The organism is Streptomyces sp. NPDC018045 (assembly GCF_044327445.1).
Lineage (GTDB): Bacteria > Actinomycetota > Actinomycetes > Streptomycetales > Streptomycetaceae > Streptomyces.
The window spans coordinates 1-15,533 of the sequence record NZ_JBIRFL010000004.1; the positions used below are offsets into that span (position 1 = coordinate 1).

18 protein-coding genes and 1 pseudogene are annotated in these 15,533 nt (G+C 73.5%); 10 read left to right on the top strand and 9 right to left on the bottom strand.

The annotated features are described in order from the left end of the window. Positions 1 to 468 precede the first annotated feature (468 nt). The 4 genes from ACH4EB_RS10820 to ACH4EB_RS10835 all read left to right on the top strand — a co-directional run bounded on the left by ACH4EB_RS10820 (position 469) and on the right by ACH4EB_RS10835 (position 4,398). On the top strand, positions 469 to 822 hold the full coding sequence (locus tag ACH4EB_RS10820) for a hypothetical protein (protein WP_398347074.1): 354 nt from the start codon (positions 469 to 471) through the stop codon (positions 820 to 822). Positions 823 to 1,851: 1,029 nt separating this feature from the next. Continuing rightward, positions 1,852 to 2,844 (top strand): dihydroxyacetone kinase subunit DhaK, encoded by a 993-nt coding sequence (gene dhaK, locus ACH4EB_RS10825; RefSeq protein WP_398347075.1) that lies wholly within the window; start codon positions 1,852 to 1,854, stop codon positions 2,842 to 2,844. A 514-nt stretch (positions 2,845 to 3,358) separates the two neighbouring features. Next, entirely contained in the window at positions 3,359 to 3,940 is a 582-nt protein-coding gene (gene dhaL, locus ACH4EB_RS10830) for a dihydroxyacetone kinase subunit DhaL (RefSeq protein WP_398347600.1), read from the top strand. Positions 3,941 to 4,005: 65 nt separating this feature from the next. Then, positions 4,006 to 4,398: a PTS-dependent dihydroxyacetone kinase phosphotransferase subunit DhaM gene (locus ACH4EB_RS10835; RefSeq protein WP_398347601.1), complete on the top strand. Its 393-nt coding sequence runs from the start codon at positions 4,006 to 4,008 to the stop codon at positions 4,396 to 4,398. A 211-nt stretch (positions 4,399 to 4,609) separates the two neighbouring features. Here ACH4EB_RS10835 and ACH4EB_RS10840 read toward each other — a convergent pair whose 3' ends face one another. The 7 genes and pseudogenes from ACH4EB_RS10840 to ACH4EB_RS10870 form a co-directional block, all read right to left on the bottom strand. After that, positions 4,610 to 6,544, bottom strand: a complete 1,935-nt coding sequence (locus tag ACH4EB_RS10840) for a complex I subunit 5 family protein (RefSeq protein WP_398347076.1) — start codon at positions 6,542 to 6,544, stop codon at positions 4,610 to 4,612. Further along, positions 6,541 to 6,888 (bottom strand): sodium:proton antiporter, encoded by a 348-nt coding sequence (locus ACH4EB_RS10845; protein WP_398347077.1) that lies wholly within the window; start codon positions 6,886 to 6,888, stop codon positions 6,541 to 6,543. Before ACH4EB_RS10845 ends, ACH4EB_RS10840 begins: the two co-directional genes overlap by 4 nt. A gap of 200 nt (positions 6,889 to 7,088) precedes the next feature. Then, positions 7,089 to 7,829: pseudogene (mbhE, locus tag ACH4EB_RS10850) on the bottom strand (hydrogen gas-evolving membrane-bound hydrogenase subunit E); the annotation flags it as partial. Next, complete coding sequence (locus ACH4EB_RS10855) at positions 7,826 to 8,215, bottom strand: Na(+)/H(+) antiporter subunit B (protein WP_398347078.1); 390 nt, start codon at positions 8,213 to 8,215, stop codon at positions 7,826 to 7,828. The gene ACH4EB_RS10855 and the pseudogene mbhE, both read right to left, overlap by 4 nt. Continuing rightward, positions 8,208 to 8,696: an MrpF/PhaF family protein gene (locus ACH4EB_RS10860; protein ID WP_398347079.1), complete on the bottom strand. Its 489-nt coding sequence runs from the start codon at positions 8,694 to 8,696 to the stop codon at positions 8,208 to 8,210. The genes ACH4EB_RS10855 and ACH4EB_RS10860 overlap by 8 nt, the downstream gene beginning before the upstream one ends. After that, a complete protein-coding gene (locus ACH4EB_RS10865) occupies positions 8,693 to 8,920 on the bottom strand; it encodes a hypothetical protein (protein ID WP_398347080.1) in 228 nt (75 codons plus the stop codon). Before ACH4EB_RS10865 ends, ACH4EB_RS10860 begins: the two co-directional genes overlap by 4 nt. Positions 8,921 to 9,071: 151 nt before the next feature. After that, on the bottom strand, positions 9,072 to 9,431 hold the full coding sequence (locus tag ACH4EB_RS10870; RefSeq protein WP_398347081.1) for an ArsR/SmtB family transcription factor: 360 nt from the start codon (positions 9,429 to 9,431) through the stop codon (positions 9,072 to 9,074). Between the two features lie 195 nt (positions 9,432 to 9,626). Here ACH4EB_RS10870 and ACH4EB_RS10875 point away from each other — a divergent pair, with 195 nt between their 5' ends. After that, positions 9,627 to 10,013: a nuclear transport factor 2 family protein gene (locus ACH4EB_RS10875; protein WP_398347082.1), complete on the top strand. Its 387-nt coding sequence runs from the start codon at positions 9,627 to 9,629 to the stop codon at positions 10,011 to 10,013. Here ACH4EB_RS10875 and ACH4EB_RS10880 read toward each other — a convergent pair. Beyond that, positions 9,971 to 11,680 (bottom strand): CocE/NonD family hydrolase, encoded by a 1,710-nt coding sequence (locus ACH4EB_RS10880; RefSeq protein WP_398347083.1) that lies wholly within the window; start codon positions 11,678 to 11,680, stop codon positions 9,971 to 9,973. The genes ACH4EB_RS10875 and ACH4EB_RS10880 overlap by 43 nt on opposite strands. Before the next feature lie 96 nt (positions 11,681 to 11,776). Here ACH4EB_RS10880 and ACH4EB_RS10885 point away from each other — a divergent pair, with 96 nt between their 5' ends. Both ACH4EB_RS10885 and ACH4EB_RS10890 read left to right on the top strand, forming a co-directional pair. Then, positions 11,777 to 12,505, top strand: coding sequence for a TetR/AcrR family transcriptional regulator (locus tag ACH4EB_RS10885; RefSeq protein ID WP_398347084.1), 729 nt, complete (start codon positions 11,777 to 11,779; stop codon positions 12,503 to 12,505). A gap of 288 nt (positions 12,506 to 12,793) precedes the next feature. Beyond that, positions 12,794 to 13,381 (top strand): AAA family ATPase, encoded by a 588-nt coding sequence (locus ACH4EB_RS10890; protein ID WP_398347085.1) that lies wholly within the window; start codon positions 12,794 to 12,796, stop codon positions 13,379 to 13,381. Positions 13,382 to 13,413: 32 nt separating this feature from the next. On the opposite strand, the gene ACH4EB_RS10895 is transcribed toward ACH4EB_RS10890, so the two are convergent. Continuing rightward, a complete protein-coding gene (locus tag ACH4EB_RS10895; protein WP_398347086.1) occupies positions 13,414 to 13,854 on the bottom strand; it encodes a hypothetical protein in 441 nt (146 codons plus the stop codon). A gap of 264 nt (positions 13,855 to 14,118) precedes the next feature. Here ACH4EB_RS10895 and ACH4EB_RS10900 point away from each other — a divergent pair, with 264 nt between their 5' ends. From ACH4EB_RS10900 to ACH4EB_RS10910, 3 genes are all read left to right on the top strand, one after another. Continuing rightward, complete coding sequence (locus tag ACH4EB_RS10900) at positions 14,119 to 14,631, top strand: DUF5949 family protein (protein WP_398347087.1); 513 nt, start codon at positions 14,119 to 14,121, stop codon at positions 14,629 to 14,631. 115 nt (positions 14,632 to 14,746) lie between these two features. Then, positions 14,747 to 14,941, top strand: coding sequence for an antitoxin (locus ACH4EB_RS10905; RefSeq protein ID WP_398347088.1), 195 nt, complete (start codon positions 14,747 to 14,749; stop codon positions 14,939 to 14,941). A 227-nt stretch (positions 14,942 to 15,168) separates the two neighbouring features. Then, positions 15,169 to 15,522 carry an anti-sigma factor antagonist gene (locus tag ACH4EB_RS10910; RefSeq protein WP_398347089.1) on the top strand — a complete coding sequence of 118 codons (354 nt, stop codon included), beginning with the start codon at positions 15,169 to 15,171 and terminating at the stop codon, positions 15,520 to 15,522. The last annotated feature ends 11 nt before the right edge of the window (positions 15,523 to 15,533 follow it).

The window sequence follows — 15,533 nt, forward strand, 5'->3', positions numbered from 1 at the left end:
AGTTCGACCAGGACGACGACAAGCAGCGGCACGCGGTCGAGTGCGGGAGCAACCGCCTCAAGCGCCACCGGGCTGTAGCCACGAGGTGGGACAAGGTCGCGGTCCGCTACGAGGCGAGCGTGCTGGTCGCAGTCCGCAACGAGTGGCTGCGACCAGCACTTACACAACAGACCCTAGCGGCTGGCGGACTGCGGACTGCGGACTGCGGACTGCGGACGAGCAAACCAGTCACGGGGGGGGCGACGTGTCCTCCCCCGGGGATGACCGGATGTCGGTCGACGACGCCCGCCGGCACTGCGGCACGGCACCCTGGACAGCGCCGGCAACTACCAGGTAGGGCCGGACCGAATCGGCATCCGTGTTCGTCACCTGACCGGGACGGGGGAAGCGGGGGCACGTTCGGGTTAGGCGCGTTCTCTGCGGCCGAGGTTTCTCGTACGAGAAGCAGAGCTGACCCGAGGAGAGCGCATGAACCGCCCCCGACTCCGCCGCCTTGCAGCCCTCACCCTGACCAGCGCCCTGATGTCCGCCGTCGGCGCCGGAACCGCGCTGGCCGGTCCGGCGGTACCCGCCGGCGGCACGGAGCCTGCGCCACGTGCCGCGACCGTGACCACGCACCAGGCCGCGCTCGAATTCACCAGCGACGGCACCTTCGAGGGAACCGTCACCTGCCCGAACCGGCGCGCCCAGACCACCGGGGGCGGGTACGCCCTCAGGGAAGACGGGCACGCCTTCGAGTCACGGCCGGACGGTAACCGCAGTTGGCACGTCAAGGCGAGCGCGCCCGGTGTTGTCTACGTGCGCTGCCTGCTGGTCACATAAGGCCCTCCGCCACGACAGCAGCAACGCCGACACTGACACGGCTGCGCGGGACGCGACCGGGTAGCGCCCGCCCCTGGGGCGTTCGCTGCGGAGATTCGACTGCGTTCCGCACGAGGGCGGCGGTTCGATCCACCGCCAAGTACGGACTGCCGCTCAGCAACGGCCGGGAGTAGGCCCTGAATTCCGAGAGGCAACTTCCGAACCGACGCTTCGTTCCACGATCCGGATGACCAACGGGTGAAACCACCCGCCACCCTGGCGCATACAGGCCTGCCGACCCGATGGCTCGACCCGCCGGGCACGCCCACCGCCCTCCGCGACGAGCGGAAGATGGCTGACCGTGCCCGGGACGACTACGACGCGTAAGCCACCTGCCTATGACGGAAGCCGGGGGCGCGCCGTGGCAGCGCGTCGAGTTGGGCACGCGGGTGCGCGGAGCTGACCGCTACCCCAGGAGTACGATTCGGGCGTGCGCGAGGGTGTCCTCGGGGCCCCCTCCATGAGGGCCTCCTACCGGCCTGCCCGGCCGGGACGGGGCCGGGCAACGCATGCAGAGCCCACACCCTGCGTGAGCGGAGCAGCCCGTCAACGCCATCACATGTGCCCGTTTTGCCGGAACCCGCGAAAGTAAGCAAAACCCGCCACCTCGCCTGACGAACCCGCTGGCCACGACCTGTCGTCCCCGCGCGTGCGGGGTTGGTCCCTGTACGGTGATTGCAGAGCCTGCAATCACCGTGTCGTCCCCGCGCGTGCGGGGTTGGTCCCGGGCAAGGCGTGTTCCAAGGCGCCGCTGCGTAGAGGGCTCGTGCCCTCTACCCTCCAGGCCTTGTGTCACCTCCGGCGCCTCTGCATATCCTGAGGGCGTCACGCTGAGTAACTTACACAGTAAGTGACGCGCCGTCAGTAGAGTCGGCATTGGGTCAGCATCAGCACTGACGGAGGCCGCCATGCGCAACTAGGCCTTCCACCACCTCTGACCTGCCAAATTGCGGGTTATCGCCGAATTCTTCGAGCAGCCGAGGAGCCCACATGAAGATGCTCATCAACGTTCCCGAAACCGTTGTCGCCGACGCGCTGCGCGGTATGGCGGCTGCGCATCGGGAGTTGGTTGTGGATGTCGAGAACCGGGTGGTGGTGCGGCGGGACGCGCCGGTGGCTGGGAAGGTGGCGTTGGTTTCGGGTGGGGGGAGTGGGCACGAGCCGTTGCACGGGGGGTTCGTGGGGCCGGGGATGCTGGATGCCGCGTGTCCCGGGGAGGTGTTCACCTCGCCCGTGCCCGACCAGATGGTGCGGGCCGCCGCGGCGGTGGACAGCGGTGAGGGTGTGCTGTTCCTCGTGAAGAATTACACCGGTGACGTGCTCAACTTCCAGATGGCCGCCGAGCTGGCGGAGGACGAGGGGGTACGGGTCGCCAGCGTGCTGGTGAACGACGATGTGGCGGTGGCGGACTCGACGCACACGGCCGGGCGCCGGGGCACCGGGGCGACGCTGTTCGTCGAGAAGATCGCGGGGGCGGCGGCCGAGGAGGGCGCGTCGTTGGATCGGGTGGCGGAGCTGGCGCGCCAGGTTGTGGAGTCCTCGCGCAGCTTCGGCGTGGCGCTCAGCGCGTGCGCCACGCCGGCCAAGGGCGGGCCGATGTTCGACCTGCCGACCGGTGAGCTGGAGTTGGGTGTGGGCATTCACGGCGAGCCTGGGCGCGAGCGGCGGCCGATGATGACGGCACGCGAGATCGCGGACTACGCGGTGGACGCGGTGCTGGCCGACCTCGGCCCCCGGCAGCCGGTGCTGGCGCTGGTCAACGGCATGGGCGGCACACCGCTGCTGGAGCTGTACGGGTTCGGCGCCGAGGTGCACCGGGTGCTCGGTGAGCGGGGTGTGCCGGTCGCTCGTACGCTGGTCGGGAACTACGTCACCTCGCTCGACATGGCCGGCTGCTCGGTGACGCTGTGCCAGGCCGACGAGGAACTGCTGCGGCTGTGGGACGCACCGGTGCAGACGCCCGGACTGCGGTGGGGGCGCTGAGGCGTAGGGGTGGACGGGCTCCGCTGGGTGGGGGTGGGGTGGGGAGGCGGGTGACCGCGCCCGTCGGGCTACCGGTCGGGCTACCGGTCGGGCTGGGCGAATCCTCGGTCCGAAGGGGCGGAACTCCGGTCCGGGGGGACGGGCCTCCGGCCAGGGGCGGAACTCCGGTCAGGCGACGGGTCTCCGGTCCAGATGGACGGGCCTCCGTCCGGGCGGGCGGGCCACCGGTCATGCGTCGGGCCTCCCGTCCGGGCGGGCGAACCTCCGGTCCAGACGGGCGGGCCTCCGGTCGGGCGTCGGGCTCCCATTTTGATGTGGTGGGGTGTGCGGAGGCGTTCGGGGATGGGCTCGCGGGCGGCGCGTATGCGCGTGGAGACCGGTGACGGCGTACACACTGGTGGGGACGTTCACCCGCACAGGTGAAGGCTGTGCCGTGACGTCGCACGCGCACGTACGACCAGAGGAGCAGTTCGTGTCCGAAACGGCACTGGATGCCGGGTTCTTTCTGCGCTGGATGGCGGCGGCCGCCGCCTCCGTCGACCGGGAAGCCACCCGTCTCACCGACCTGGATTCCGCCATCGGCGACGCCGATCACGGCAGCAACCTCCAGCGCGGCTTCGCCGCCGTCGTCAAGACTCTCGAAGCCGAGCCGCCACAGACGCCCGGTGCCGTGCTGACGACGGCGGGACGGCAGTTGATCTCCACGGTGGGCGGTGCGTCGGGGCCGCTGTACGGGACGCTGTTGCGGCGTACGGGCAAGGCGCTCGGTGACGCCGACGACGTCACCGCCGACGAGCTGCGCGCGGCGCTGCGCACCGGGGTGGACGCCGTCGCCCAGTTGGGCGGGTCCGCGCCCGGTGACGCGACGATGCTCGACGCGCTGGACCCCGCCGTCGAGGCGCTGGCCACGTCCTTCGCGGCTGCCGCCGAGGCTGCCGGGCGGGGCGCGGAGGCCACCGTGCCGCTCCAGGCCCGCAAGGGCAGGGCGAGCTACCTCGGGGAACGCAGCATCGGCCACCAGGACCCGGGGGCGACCTCGTCGGCCCTGCTGTTCGCGGCGCTGGCGCAGACGGCGGATCAGGAGGCGACGAAGTGAGCGGCGCGGAGACCTCTGGCGCGGACGCCTCCGGCACGGAGACCTCGGGCACGGCCACCTCTTACGTGGGCATCGTGCTGGTGTCGCACAGCGGGCCGGTGGCCGAATCGGTGGCGCAACTGGCCGTGGGCCTGGCGGGCGGCAGCGCCGAGGCGCCGGTGGCGCCGGCCGGCGGCACCCCGGACGGCGGCCTCGGGACCAGTGCGGAGCTGATCACGGAAGCGGCGCGGGAGGTCGACCGGGGCGCGGGTGTCGCGGTCCTGGTGGACCTCGGGAGCGCCGTACTGACCGTCAAGTCGCTGCTGGCCGAGGGTGACGAACTGCCCGAGGGCACACGGCTGGTGGACGCGCCGTTCGTCGAGGGCGCGGTGGCCGCCGTGGTGACCGCTTCGACGGGCGCGGACCTGGACGCGGTCGCGGCGGCTGCCGGAGAGGCGTACTCGTATCGGAAGGATTGAGCGGCAGCGGCAGCGACAGCCGTGGCGGTAGCGACAGCCGTGGCGGTACGCGGGCTGGGGGCGGTGACGAGGCGGGGTAGCGGATTCGTTTCTGCCCCGTCTCCGAGTCGGCCCCGCCCCCGAACCGGCCCCGCCCGTGCCCCGCCCCTCCCGCGCCCCATGCGCCCGCATCACCCGCCCCGCCCGCGTCTCCCACACCACCCCCGCTCCCTCAGGGGAGTGTCGGCAGGAGCAGGGCCGCTACGAGGACGATTCCGGCCAGTACGAAGGCGACGTAATCGCCGATGTGTCCGGAGTGCAGGCGGCGTACGGGGGCTGCCCAGCGGGAGGGCTGGGCAGGGTCCCGCGGGCGGCGCACGGCCCACCAGGCAAGGCCGCAGGCCAGGGCGGCGGACAGCAGGCCGAGCCCCACGCCCGCCACGGACCAGTGCGGGCCGGGCGTCGGTACGGACGCGGCCGGGGGCGTGTGCAGGACGGCGGCCGCGTAACCCGCCCGGTCGAGGAAGGCGTCCGCGGCCCGGCCGACCGCCTCGTGCAGCGCCGGTACGAGGCCCACCGCCAGCGCGCCCGCCAGCAGCGCCACCGGGACCGCCAGCATGGTGTCCGGGATGCGGCTCAGCGGGCCCGCGGTCTCCGGTTCCTCGTCCTTGCCGCTGGTCTCGTCCGCGCGGGCCTCCGCCTGGCCGGCGGTGTCGGACCGGGCGCCCAGCCCCAGGAAGACCCGGGCGACGGCGCGCAGCACCGCTCCCCCGGTGACCGCCGACACCACCACGAACAGGGCCGCCTGCCAGCCCCCGGCCGCTTCCTCGGTGACCGCCTTGCCCAGTGCCGTACCGAAGGGCGGCAGTCCGGCCAGGGCCAGCCCGCCGACGGCGCAGACCACTCCCACCAGGGGCAGTTCCCGGCCACGGCCGTGGAGTTCGCGTTCGTCGACGCTGCGGAAACGGTCGAGCAGGATGCCCATGGCGGCGAACAGCGCGGCTTTGACGCCCGCGTGCCCGAGGACGTACAGCGCCGTACCGCTCGTGCCCGCGGGGGTCATGACGGCGAGGCCGATCAGGAACAGGCCGGTGTGCGCGACGGTGGAGAAGGCCAGCAGCCGCTTGAGGTGGCGCTGCTGCCAGCACATGAGCGCGCCGACGACGGCGGTGAGCGTGCCGAGGGTGAGCAGCACGCGGTGCGCGTCTGCCGTGGGGATGCCGCCGGGGCCCGCGAAGACCGTCCAGTAGACACGTGCCGTCCCGTAGACGCCCAGTTCGACCATGACGCCGGACAGCAGCATGCACACCGGGGTGGGCGCCACCGCGTGCGCGTCCGGGAGCCAGAAGTGGAAGGGGACCGCCGCGGCCTTGACGAGCAGGCCGGTCAGGACGAGGACGAAGGCGGTCAGGACGAGGAAGTCCGGCCCGTCGGAGGAGCCGCCGGAAGGGGTGCCGGAGGGACCGCCGGCGGTCCCGTCCGCGTGGGCCGCGAGCCGGCTGCCGATCTGGGCGAGGCCGAGTTCGCCGGTACGTCCGTACAGGAGGCCGACGCCGAGCAGCGTCGCGTAACCGCCGAGGGAGTTGACGACGCCGAAGGTGAGCGCGCCCTGGACGGCGCGTTTCTCCTCGACGCGGTAGCCGGTGAGCGCGTACGCGACGACGCCCATCAGCTCGAAGAAGACGAACGCGTTGAAGAGGTCGCCGGTGAGCGCGAAGCCGCACATGCCCGCCTGGAAGATCAGCACGAGGGCGGGGAAGGTGCCTGCCTGGCGGTGCGGCGGCTCGTCGAAATACCGCCAGGAGTACGCGAGGACGGCGACGACGAGCAGCGAGGTGACGGTGGCCAGGCCGACGCCGATCCGGTCTCCTACCAGGACGATGCCGACGCCCGCGCCGCCGTGCGGGCGTCGGCCGCCGAGCCATTCGACGGCTCGTCCGCCCGGTTCGTCCGCGGGTGTGCCACGCAGCAGGACGGACAGGGCGAGTACGGCCGTACCCGCCGCGAAGGCGGTGCCCGTGATCTCGGTGGCCCGGCGCGGCATCCAGCGGCCGGCCGCCACCAGGAACGCGGCGCCGAGCAGCGGGGTGGCCACGATCAGCGGGAGGGTGGCGGCGGGGCCGAGGGTCGCGGCCGCGGAGGGCAGGAGCGCGCCGGTCGGTGTCACCCGCGCAGCTCCGACAGTTCGTCCGGGTTCACGGTGCCGTGCCGTTTGCCCACCTGGACGACGAGGGCCAGCAGCAGCGCGGTGACCGTCGCGCCCACCACCACGTCGGTGAGCGTCAGGGCCTGGACGACCGGGTCGACGACCGGGCGCGTGCCGGGCTCCAGGTCGGAGAAGACCGGCGCGGTGCCGCCGTCCCGGTAGCCGATGGCGAGCAGCAGGACGTACGTGGACGCCTGGCAGACGGCGAGGCAGCCGACGGCGTGGATGAGGTTGCGGCTGGTGGTCAGCCCGTAACAGCCGATCAGGAAGATCCAGCCGGCGACGAGATACGGCAGCACGCTCATGTCGGCTCCTCTTCGGGTGAGGGTGGGGACGGGGCCGGGGGCGGAGGGGTGTCGTGGCGGGCGGTCCCGTGGGTTTCACGGCGGGCGCCTTCAGGGCGGGCGTCTTCAGGGCGGGCGTCTTCGGAGCGGATACCTTCGCAGCGGGCGTCCTCCGTGCCGGCGCCCCCGGAGCGGCCGTCCCCAGAGCGGCCACCCCCGCTGTCGGCACGCTCGTCCGCGTCCACGATCTCCACCGCCTGGTCGAGGAAGGAAGCCAGCAGCACCACGACCCCGCCGGCCACCTCCACCCCGATGGCCGCGTTGAGCAGCGGGACCGTGCCGCCCGAGGCGAGCGTGCCGAAGGTGCCGTACGGGAGGAAGTTGGTCAGGTAGGCGGTCCCGGCGACCAGGCCGGCGGCGCCCAGCAGGAGGTAGGCGGCCTCCCCCGCCGCGTCCGCCATCGCGTACAGGCCGACCGGTCTGATCCGTTCCAGCGCGCGGTAGTCGACGGCGATGTAGAGCAGGTGCAGGGCGGTGGCGACGACCACCCCGCCCTGGAAGCCGCCGCCGGGGCTGAGCTGGCCGTGTGCGACGACGTACAGGCCGATGAGCAGGGTGACGGGGAGCGCGATGAGCGCGTACCGGCGGACGGGCGGGGCGACGCGCGCCGGTTCGGGGCGTACCCGGTGCTCGTCGCGCGTCTGGCGGAGCAGGACGACGGTGCCGAGCGCCGCGCAGAAGAGGATCGATTCCTCGCCCAGGGTGTCGAACGCCCGCTGGTCGAAGTTGACCGCCGCGACGACGTTGGAGGTGTTCCGGGCGAGGGCCGCCGCGACGGCCCGTGCGCCGTACGGATGCCGGTCGCCGCCGAACTCCGGCAGCCCCAGGCTCGCGGCGAACAGCAGGGCAGCCAGCCCCAGACCGCCGACCACCAGCACCCCCATCCGCACCCGCCTGCTCACCGCCGCTCCCCCCGTCCCGAGCCATCGGCCTGGCCCTGCCCCGAACCACCGGACCCACCCTGCCCCGAACCACCAGCCGCGCCACGTCCCGCACCACCGGAGCCACCCGCGCCCACACCCCCGGCGTCCCGGCACCCCCCGCCCTCCTCCCCCTTGCGCCGTACCTTCCGTACGGAGAGCAGCAGCATCAGCGGGGTGAGGGCGGAGCCGACGGCGAGCTGGGACAGGGCGACGTCCGGTGCCTGGAGGATGGCGAAGAGGAGGGCGAGGCCGATGCCGAGGAGGGCCAGTACGGTCGACTGCCGGACCGGGTCGCGGGCCAGTACGGCGGCGGTCGCGGCCGCCGCCACCAGCGCGAGGGCCAGCACGATCAGCACGTCAGTCACCGGCCGCGCCGCCCTTCTCCCCGGTGGCGGGCCGGGCGGACAGCGCGCGCGTGGACACGATGTTGCCGCCGACCAACAGCGCTCCGATCGCCAGGAGCTTGACCATCGCCCGGCCCGGCCCCGTCGCGACGCACAGCGGCAGCACCACGAGGGGTACGGAGAGCGCGGCGAGCGGCGTCATGGCGCGGTCGAGGGCGCGGGCGATCCGGTCGCGCCCCGGCGGCTCGGCCAGTTCGTCGGCGAGCAGCCGGGCGTAGACGAGTGTTCCGGCGGGGCCGAGGACGGCGAGGACCAGGGCGAGGTCGACGTACGAGGGCCGCGCGAAGCCCTGCGCGAGGAGCAGCATGACCAGGCAGCCGGCCAGGGTCGCGAGGTTCTGCGCCATGACCCGGCGCCGTACGGGGCCGCTCGCCGCGCCCCACACGGTGGGCGCGAAGCCGACGGCGAGCAGGAGCGCGGCGGCGAGCAGCCAGCCGTTCACCGCGTCCGGCCTTCCTTCAGGTGCGTGCGGGCGGCGCCGTCGGCCGCGGCTCTGCGGGCCGCGCGGGCGGCGCACGCGCCGAGCAGGGCGGCGGCCGCGCCGACGAGGCACTCCAGCAGGTCCGGGCCGCTGATCAGTACCAGCCACAGTGCGGCCAGCCCGGCCCACCAGGCGGCCAGTTCGATGACCGCCGTCGCCCCGGAGGGCCTTCCCGCACCGGACATGCGCCCACCTCCGGCCTCGCCGGTACCCGGCCGTCAGGCTCTCATGCGGCACACCCTCGGCGGACAAACCGCGCCGAACGGACCATCCGGACGGTGCACCGCCCGTACGGAGCGCCCGCCTGCCGGGCCCGGGGCAGCGCGGCCGGACGCGTCAGGAGGGCAGCGCCCCGGCCGCCTCCGCCCCCTCGGCCACCGCCACCTCGGGGTCGCCCCCGGCGGCGGCCAGCACCACGTCCAGCAGCCCGGGGAAGCGCGCCTCCAGATCCTCGCGCCGCAGGTGCATCACCAGGCGACGGCCCTCCCGCCGCTGATGGAGCACGCCGCTCTCGCGCAATACGCGCCAGTGGTGACTGGCGGTCGACTTGGACACCTCGGGCAGCAGCTCGCCGCAGGAACGCTCGGCTCCATGGGCGAGCCGGTGCACGATGCGCAGCCGGATCGGGTGCGCGAACGCCTCCAGGACGTCCGCGATGCGCAGTTCGGCGCGGGCGGGGTGACTCAGTACGGCCATACCCCGAGCGTACGCGGACGGACCGACACGCGGCCCGGCTCCCCGCCCCCTCCCCGCCACCACCTCCCCCATTGCTACATTGCTACAGTTCTAGAACATACGAACTGACGCCTCGGCAGGTCGTACGGAACGACCTGCCCGTGCCCGTCTTCCGCAACCTCACGCATCCCGCGCATTCCCTGAAGGAGCACTCACATGACGGTCTACGAGGACAACTACTCCCTCGGCAAGCAGTTCCACGCCGCGCTCGCCACCGGCGACTGGGACGCGATCCGCTCGCTGCTGCACGAGGACGCGGTCTGGGAGCTGCCCGGCGACAACACCATCTCCGGCGCGGCACGCGGCGCGGACGCCGTCGTCGAGCGGGCCCGCAAGATCGCCGGGTACGGCCTGAACTTCGCCCTGCTGCACATCCTCGTCAGCCCCCGCAACATGGCGCTGTCCCTGCACAACACCGCGCAGCGCGGCGACCTGGTCCTGGACGAGCACCTGTCCACGGTGTGCACCGTGCGCGACGGGAAGATCGCCGCCATCGAGACCTACCTGTCCGACGTGGACGGCATGAACGCCTTCTTCGTCTGAGTCCCGGCCTCCGCCTCCGCTTCCGCCCGCGGCAGGACCAGCGCCGACGGATGGTGCAGGGTGATCTCGACGGGCACCAGCCGGGTGGCCGTCGCCAGCGGCTCGCCCGTCCCCGTGTTGCGGGCGAAACGCGGGTGGGCGCCGCCGCTGATCTGGAGGCGGATCCGGTGCCCGGCGGCGAAGGTGTGGGCGGTGGGGCTCATCGCCACCGCCACCTCCGCCGTCCCGGGCACGCCGGGATCCAGCCGCCGTATCCCGTCGCAGACGTTGACCGACCGCCCCCGTTCGTCGACGTCGCAGAGCCGGGCGAAGACATCGGCGTACCCGGTGTCCGTGGCGGCCCGCAGTTCCACTGTGACCGTGCCGAGGACGTCGACCGGCCCGGTGAGCGGCGGGGTGGTGAAGGTCAGGACGTCCTCGCGGGCCTCCAGAGAGGCGTTGTCCCGGGGGCCGGCCGCCCGGCCGAGCAGCGGCCCGCCGACGGAAGGCGTCGGATCGGCCGGGTCGTACCAAAAGGACAGCGGCGGTGCGGCCTTGGGCGCGCGGGGGCTCAGCGCACCGTCGCCGTCGAGGAACCAGCGGTGGTCCGGCGCCGCCGGAGGCCAGTCGGGCAGGTCGCGCCACTCCTGGCGGCCGCCCACGTGTACGCGCACCCTCGTCCCGCGCAGGCCGGACGGGTCGTCGCACAGGTGGGCCCGCAGCCAGGCGAGGGTTTCGGCGAAGACCTCCGGCCAGCCCCGCTGCATCGCGGAGTTGTGGGTCCAGGGGCCGACGAGCAGGGCGGTGTCGCACCCGGCGCGGCGCAGCCGGTCGTACTGCTGGAGCGTCTGGTCGAGGCACACGTCGTGCCAGCCGGTGATCAGGCTGGTCGGTACGGTCGCGCGCGCGGCCGCCGCGCCGACGTCCGCGCCCTGCCAGTGGGCGTCGTCCGGGTCGGGTCGGGCCATCGCCTCGTCCAGGAACGGCACCCGGCCGCCGAGGCCGGGCACGTACGTCTCGCCGAGCGGCAGCGTCCGGGTGGCCTTCCGGAGGTGGCGTCGCAGGCGCAGCGCGGCCCGCGCGAGGGACCGGGCGCCCCGGTCGCTGTACATCCGGCCGACGGCGGAGACCAGGGCGTTCTCCAGGGCGAACGGGCCGGAGGGGTAGAAGAATCCGTGCAGGTCGTGCACGCCGACCTGGACCACCATGGCGCGCAGTTCCGGCGGCGGGTCGGCCGCGAGGGCCCACTGGGCGTAGCCGAGGGCGCTGGGTCCCGTCGTGCCGAGGACACCGGTGAACCAGGGCTGCCGGCGCAGCCACTCGACGGTCGCCCGGCCGTCGGCGGCCTCGTGCTGCCACAGGGTGTAGTCACCACCGGATCCTCCGGTGCCGCGGCTGCTCTGCAGGATGACATGGAAGCCCTGTTCGGCGAAGAGGACGCCGAACATCGGCGCCCACGGGATGCCGCGGCCGTACGGCGAGCGGACCAGCAGGGTGGGGAAGTCGCCGTCGGCGCGGGGGAAGTAGTGGTCGGTGAGCAGGGGGCTGCCGTCGGCGGCGGGCACCACGAGTCCGGGTTCGTGGCCGACGTCGTGGCGCTTGGCGGGCATGCCGCGCAGGGTGCGCCGCACCGCCCGGGCCGAAAGGGGTGGCTTCTTCGCGGTGGGGTGGTGCGTCGCCGTCGTCACGGTGCCTCGATTCCTGTGCGGACCCGCTCTACTTTCCGTACGTTGTACGAGAATAGCGGATGATTGGATGGCGGCGGACAGCAGAGAGAGGTTGCCGTGACCCGTACAGGCACATCCGGCCGTACCGCCGGGGTCGATCCGGAGGCGCTCTGGACACCGGCCGAGCGCCCCCGGCGCGGCCGCCCCCCGGCACACAGCCGCGCCGAGATCACCGCCGCGGCCGTCGCCCTCGCCGACGCCGAAGGGCTCGGCGCCGTCACCATGCGCGCGGTCGCGGCCCGGATCGGGGCCGGCACGATGTCCCTCTACAGCTATGTCCCCGACAAGGAGACGCTGCTGGAGCTGATGATCGACCAGGCGAGCGGCGGCCACCGGCTGCCGGCCGGGCCGTCCGGCGACTGGCGCGCGGACCTGCGAGATTTCTTCCGCGAACAGCGCGCCCTCATGCGGCGCCACCCCTGGCTGCCCGCGGCGCTGCCCGCGCGGCGGACCTTCGGCCCGAACACCCTCGCCGCCCTGGAGTACGCGCTCGCCGTCCTCACGCCCACGGGGCTCGACGCCCGGGCGGCACTGGAGGTCTTCAGCCTGCTCTCCGGCTTCGTGGCGAGCCATGTCACCCACGAACTCGCCCAGGAGGACACGGCCGGCGCGACCGGCCGCGCCTTCCACGACGCGCAGGTCCGCTATCTGCGCTCCGCCGCCGTCACGGCCGGCCACCCGAAGATTTCCGAGGCCCTCACCGCCCCGGGTGCCGTCTCCTCCCCCGACGCGACCTTCGACCGGCTCCTCAACCGCATGATCGACGGGCTGACGGCCACCGGGTGACACCACCCGGCGACGGGGGGCGGCCCCCCGGCCCCCGGCCCGCGGCCCTGGCGGTGACGGCTCCGGCGGCCCTGGCAGCCCCCGGCGGCCCGGCGTCCCCGGCGGTGACGGCCCGGCGGCGAGGCTGCTCGGACGCGGCCGGACGCCGCCGCGAAAGCGCACTGCCCGGATAGGCCGCACCCCACCGGCACCGGACCTGATCGGCACGGCGCTACGATGCCCCCGCGAAGCGGCTCGCAGCGCTCCGCAGCCGGCCGAAACCCTCCGCGCGGAAAGGCAGTCGACCCCATGACGGCACACTCCACCTCCAGCGCGTCCGCCACGCCCCAGGGGCCGTGGCTCGGCCCCGGGGTCGTGGTCCTGACGGGCATTCAGGCGGCCGGGAAGTCCACCGTGGCGCAGGCGCTCGCCGAGCGGCTGACGCGGTCGGTGCACCTGCGCGGGGACACCTTCCGGCGCATGGTCGTCCGGGGGCGGGCGGAGATGACACCGGACGCCGGCGAGACGGCCCTCGCCCAACTGCGGCTGCGGCACCGGCTCACCGCCACCTGCGCCGACCAGTACGCCCAGGCCGGGTTCACCGTGATCGCCCAGGACATCCTGCTCGGCGAGCACCTGACCGAGATGGCCGAGCACATCAGGACCCGCCCGCTGGCGGTGGTCGTGCTGGCCCCGGACCCGTCGGCGGTCGAGCAGCGGGAGGCGGCCCGGCCCAAGTCGGCGTACGGGCCCGACTGGAGCGTGCGCGACCTGGACTCGGCGCTGCGCGAGCACACCCCGCCGATCGGGCTGTGGCTGGACACCACACACCAGACCGTCGGGCAGACCGTGGACGAGATCCTCGCCCGCGCCTGGACGGAAGGCGCCATCGCCTGAGCCGCCCCCGGCGCGGGGCGCCCGGCGCGGTGTCAGTACCCCTTCGGCGGCCGGGTCGGGTCGGCCTGCTGCACCCGCTCCGCGAAGTTCGAGCCGGACGCGTCGACGCCGTACCGGTCGCGGACGTAGCCGATCGTCGCGCTCATGCAGGCCACCACGTCGTACGGCGTCCGGGCGGTGCCGCACAGGTGGTACGCGGCGAAGGTCGGCGGGACGCACTGGGTGGCGCCGCGTGAGCAGTTGCGCGGGTGCCCGTCGGACATGACCGGGCCCCAGGCGTTGCCGTCGGTGGTGTTCACCCGCCAGCGCGGGTGGTTGTACGAGGACTCCCGCCGCGCGATGGTGACCAGCGCCGGTACGCCGTACCGGGGGTCCATGCCGGTCAGCTCGCAGGCCAGCCGGGCGTAGTCGGCCATGGCTTCCGCGCCCGCGGCGTCGTCGGGGTCGTGGTACTCCACCTCGGAAAGGTCCATCGGCCCCACTCCCCTCCGGCACCGCCGGCCCCCGGGAACACCGCGTCCCGTGCCGCTGCCGGGCCTGCCGTCATGGTGCCCGCACGCCGGAGGCGCGAACCGGCGGCGGGGCCCGGCCGCCGCCGTTCCCGTGGCGTACGGAGCCACCGGGGTCCCCGGTACGGGTGACCGTTCGGGACCCGTTCGGCTGGGATGCCGACGAGGCTCCGCCAACCGGGTGAAGTGCGCGAACGACGGCGCTCCGAGGTCACTAAGGTGCCCGCCATGACCACATCCCAGGCCACCACCGGCACCCCCCCGTACAGCAAGCTGGGCACGCTCATGATGATCGGCTGGAGCGGCGCGCACCCCGAGGACGGTCACGACGTACCCTTCCTGCTCACCTACTCCCTCGGAGACGGCAAGGACGGCCCGGAGGCCGGGTCGGAGGTCATGGGCACCATGCTCAGCCAGGCCGGGCTGCTGGTCGGCGGCGAACTCCAGGACGCCTCCCGCACCCCCTCCCTCCCGCTGACGCTGATCGTCGAGGCCGGGCGGGCGGTGCTGACGATGCCGATCTTCAGCGCGCAGTGCCCGGTGCCGCCGGAGTGGCTGGCGGCGGCGGACCACCGGGGCCAGGTGTACGGCATGTTCGCCACCCGTCCGTGGCCGGAGGCGAAGCCGGGCGGCCCGGTCAGCGAGGACATGCTGCGGGCCTTCGCGGGCGACGAGAGCGTGATCAAGAGTTCCGCGCACTGCCTCATCCCCGTACGCAGTCTCCAGGGCCGTTCTTCGTAGCGGCGCTCTCCGCGCCGGTCCCGCCGGGTACGGGCGCGCGGCATCCCGGATGCGGATCCGGCCGGACCCGGTGACCCTGGAAGGGTGGGGGCGTCAGTGGCGAGGAGGACGACTCATGTCCATGATGGACAAGCTCAAGCAGATGCTGAAGGGCCACGAGGACCAGGCCAACAAGGGCATCGACAAGGGCGGCGACATGCTCGACGAGAAGACCCAGGGCAAGTACAGCGGCCAGGTCGACACGGCCCAGGAGAAGCTCAGAGGCCAGTTCGGCAAGGATCAGGGCCAGGACCAGCCGCCACAGTCCTGATCGAGTGCCGTCCCGGGCCGGGCCCCGCCTGTCAGGGCACCGGCCCGGGACGTGTGTCACCCCCGGCGTTCGTCAAGATCTAGCGCAAGGCTTCACCCGTTCGAGGGATACGACCTTGCCTGATCGATTCTCCTCGTCCGCGTCCCGCTACGGTTTTTCCGCACCCCGGCCCCCGGTGCGATCAGCCAGAAGCCGCTCAGCGGCCCGCGCATCCGACGGGGGACGCCATGACCGAACGTACCGCCGACAGGGCCTTGCTCACGTACGCGGTCGGGGACCAGTTCGTCATCGCCCTCAGGGGTGAGCTCGACCTCGCGCTGGCGCTGGCCCTCCAGCCCACCCTCGGTGAGGCGCTGCCGCCCCGGCCCGGCACCGTCATCGTGAATCTGTGCCAGGTCACCTTCATGGACTGCAGCGGCCTGGCCCTGCTGTGCCGGCTCCGCGAGCGGGTGACCGGCCGCGGGGGCCGCCTGCTGCTGCTCCGGCCGCGCCCCGTGGTCCGCCGCCTGCTGCGCCTCGCGCCGCTCGACGAACGTTTCGTCGTGATCGAACGGCTGCTGCCCGCCCGCGCCCTCAACTGAGCGCCGGCGGG

Bases quoted from the DNA above. Each gene is read 5' to 3' on its own strand.
- ACH4EB_RS10820 (WP_398347074.1), top strand. From the start codon at position 469: ATGAACCGCCCCCGACTCCGCCGCCTTGCAGCCCTCACCCTGACCAGC.
- dhaK (WP_398347075.1), top strand. From the start codon at position 1,852: ATGAAGATGCTCATCAACGTTCCCGAAACCGTTGTCGCCGACGCGCTG.
- dhaL (WP_398347600.1), top strand. From the start codon at position 3,359: ATGGCGGCGGCCGCCGCCTCCGTCGACCGGGAAGCCACCCGTCTCACC.
- ACH4EB_RS10845 (WP_398347077.1), bottom strand. From the start codon at position 6,888: ATGAGCGTGCTGCCGTATCTCGTCGCCGGCTGGATCTTCCTGATCGGC.
- ACH4EB_RS10865 (WP_398347080.1), bottom strand. From the start codon at position 8,920: ATGTCCGGTGCGGGAAGGCCCTCCGGGGCGACGGCGGTCATCGAACTG.
- ACH4EB_RS10870 (WP_398347081.1), bottom strand. From the start codon at position 9,431: ATGGCCGTACTGAGTCACCCCGCCCGCGCCGAACTGCGCATCGCGGAC.
- ACH4EB_RS10875 (WP_398347082.1), top strand. From the start codon at position 9,627: ATGACGGTCTACGAGGACAACTACTCCCTCGGCAAGCAGTTCCACGCC.
- ACH4EB_RS10890 (WP_398347085.1), top strand. From the start codon at position 12,794: ATGACGGCACACTCCACCTCCAGCGCGTCCGCCACGCCCCAGGGGCCG.
- ACH4EB_RS10895 (WP_398347086.1), bottom strand. From the start codon at position 13,854: ATGGACCTTTCCGAGGTGGAGTACCACGACCCCGACGACGCCGCGGGC.
- ACH4EB_RS10900 (WP_398347087.1), top strand. From the start codon at position 14,119: ATGACCACATCCCAGGCCACCACCGGCACCCCCCCGTACAGCAAGCTG.
- ACH4EB_RS10905 (WP_398347088.1), top strand. From the start codon at position 14,747: ATGTCCATGATGGACAAGCTCAAGCAGATGCTGAAGGGCCACGAGGAC.
- ACH4EB_RS10910 (WP_398347089.1), top strand. From the start codon at position 15,169: ATGACCGAACGTACCGCCGACAGGGCCTTGCTCACGTACGCGGTCGGG.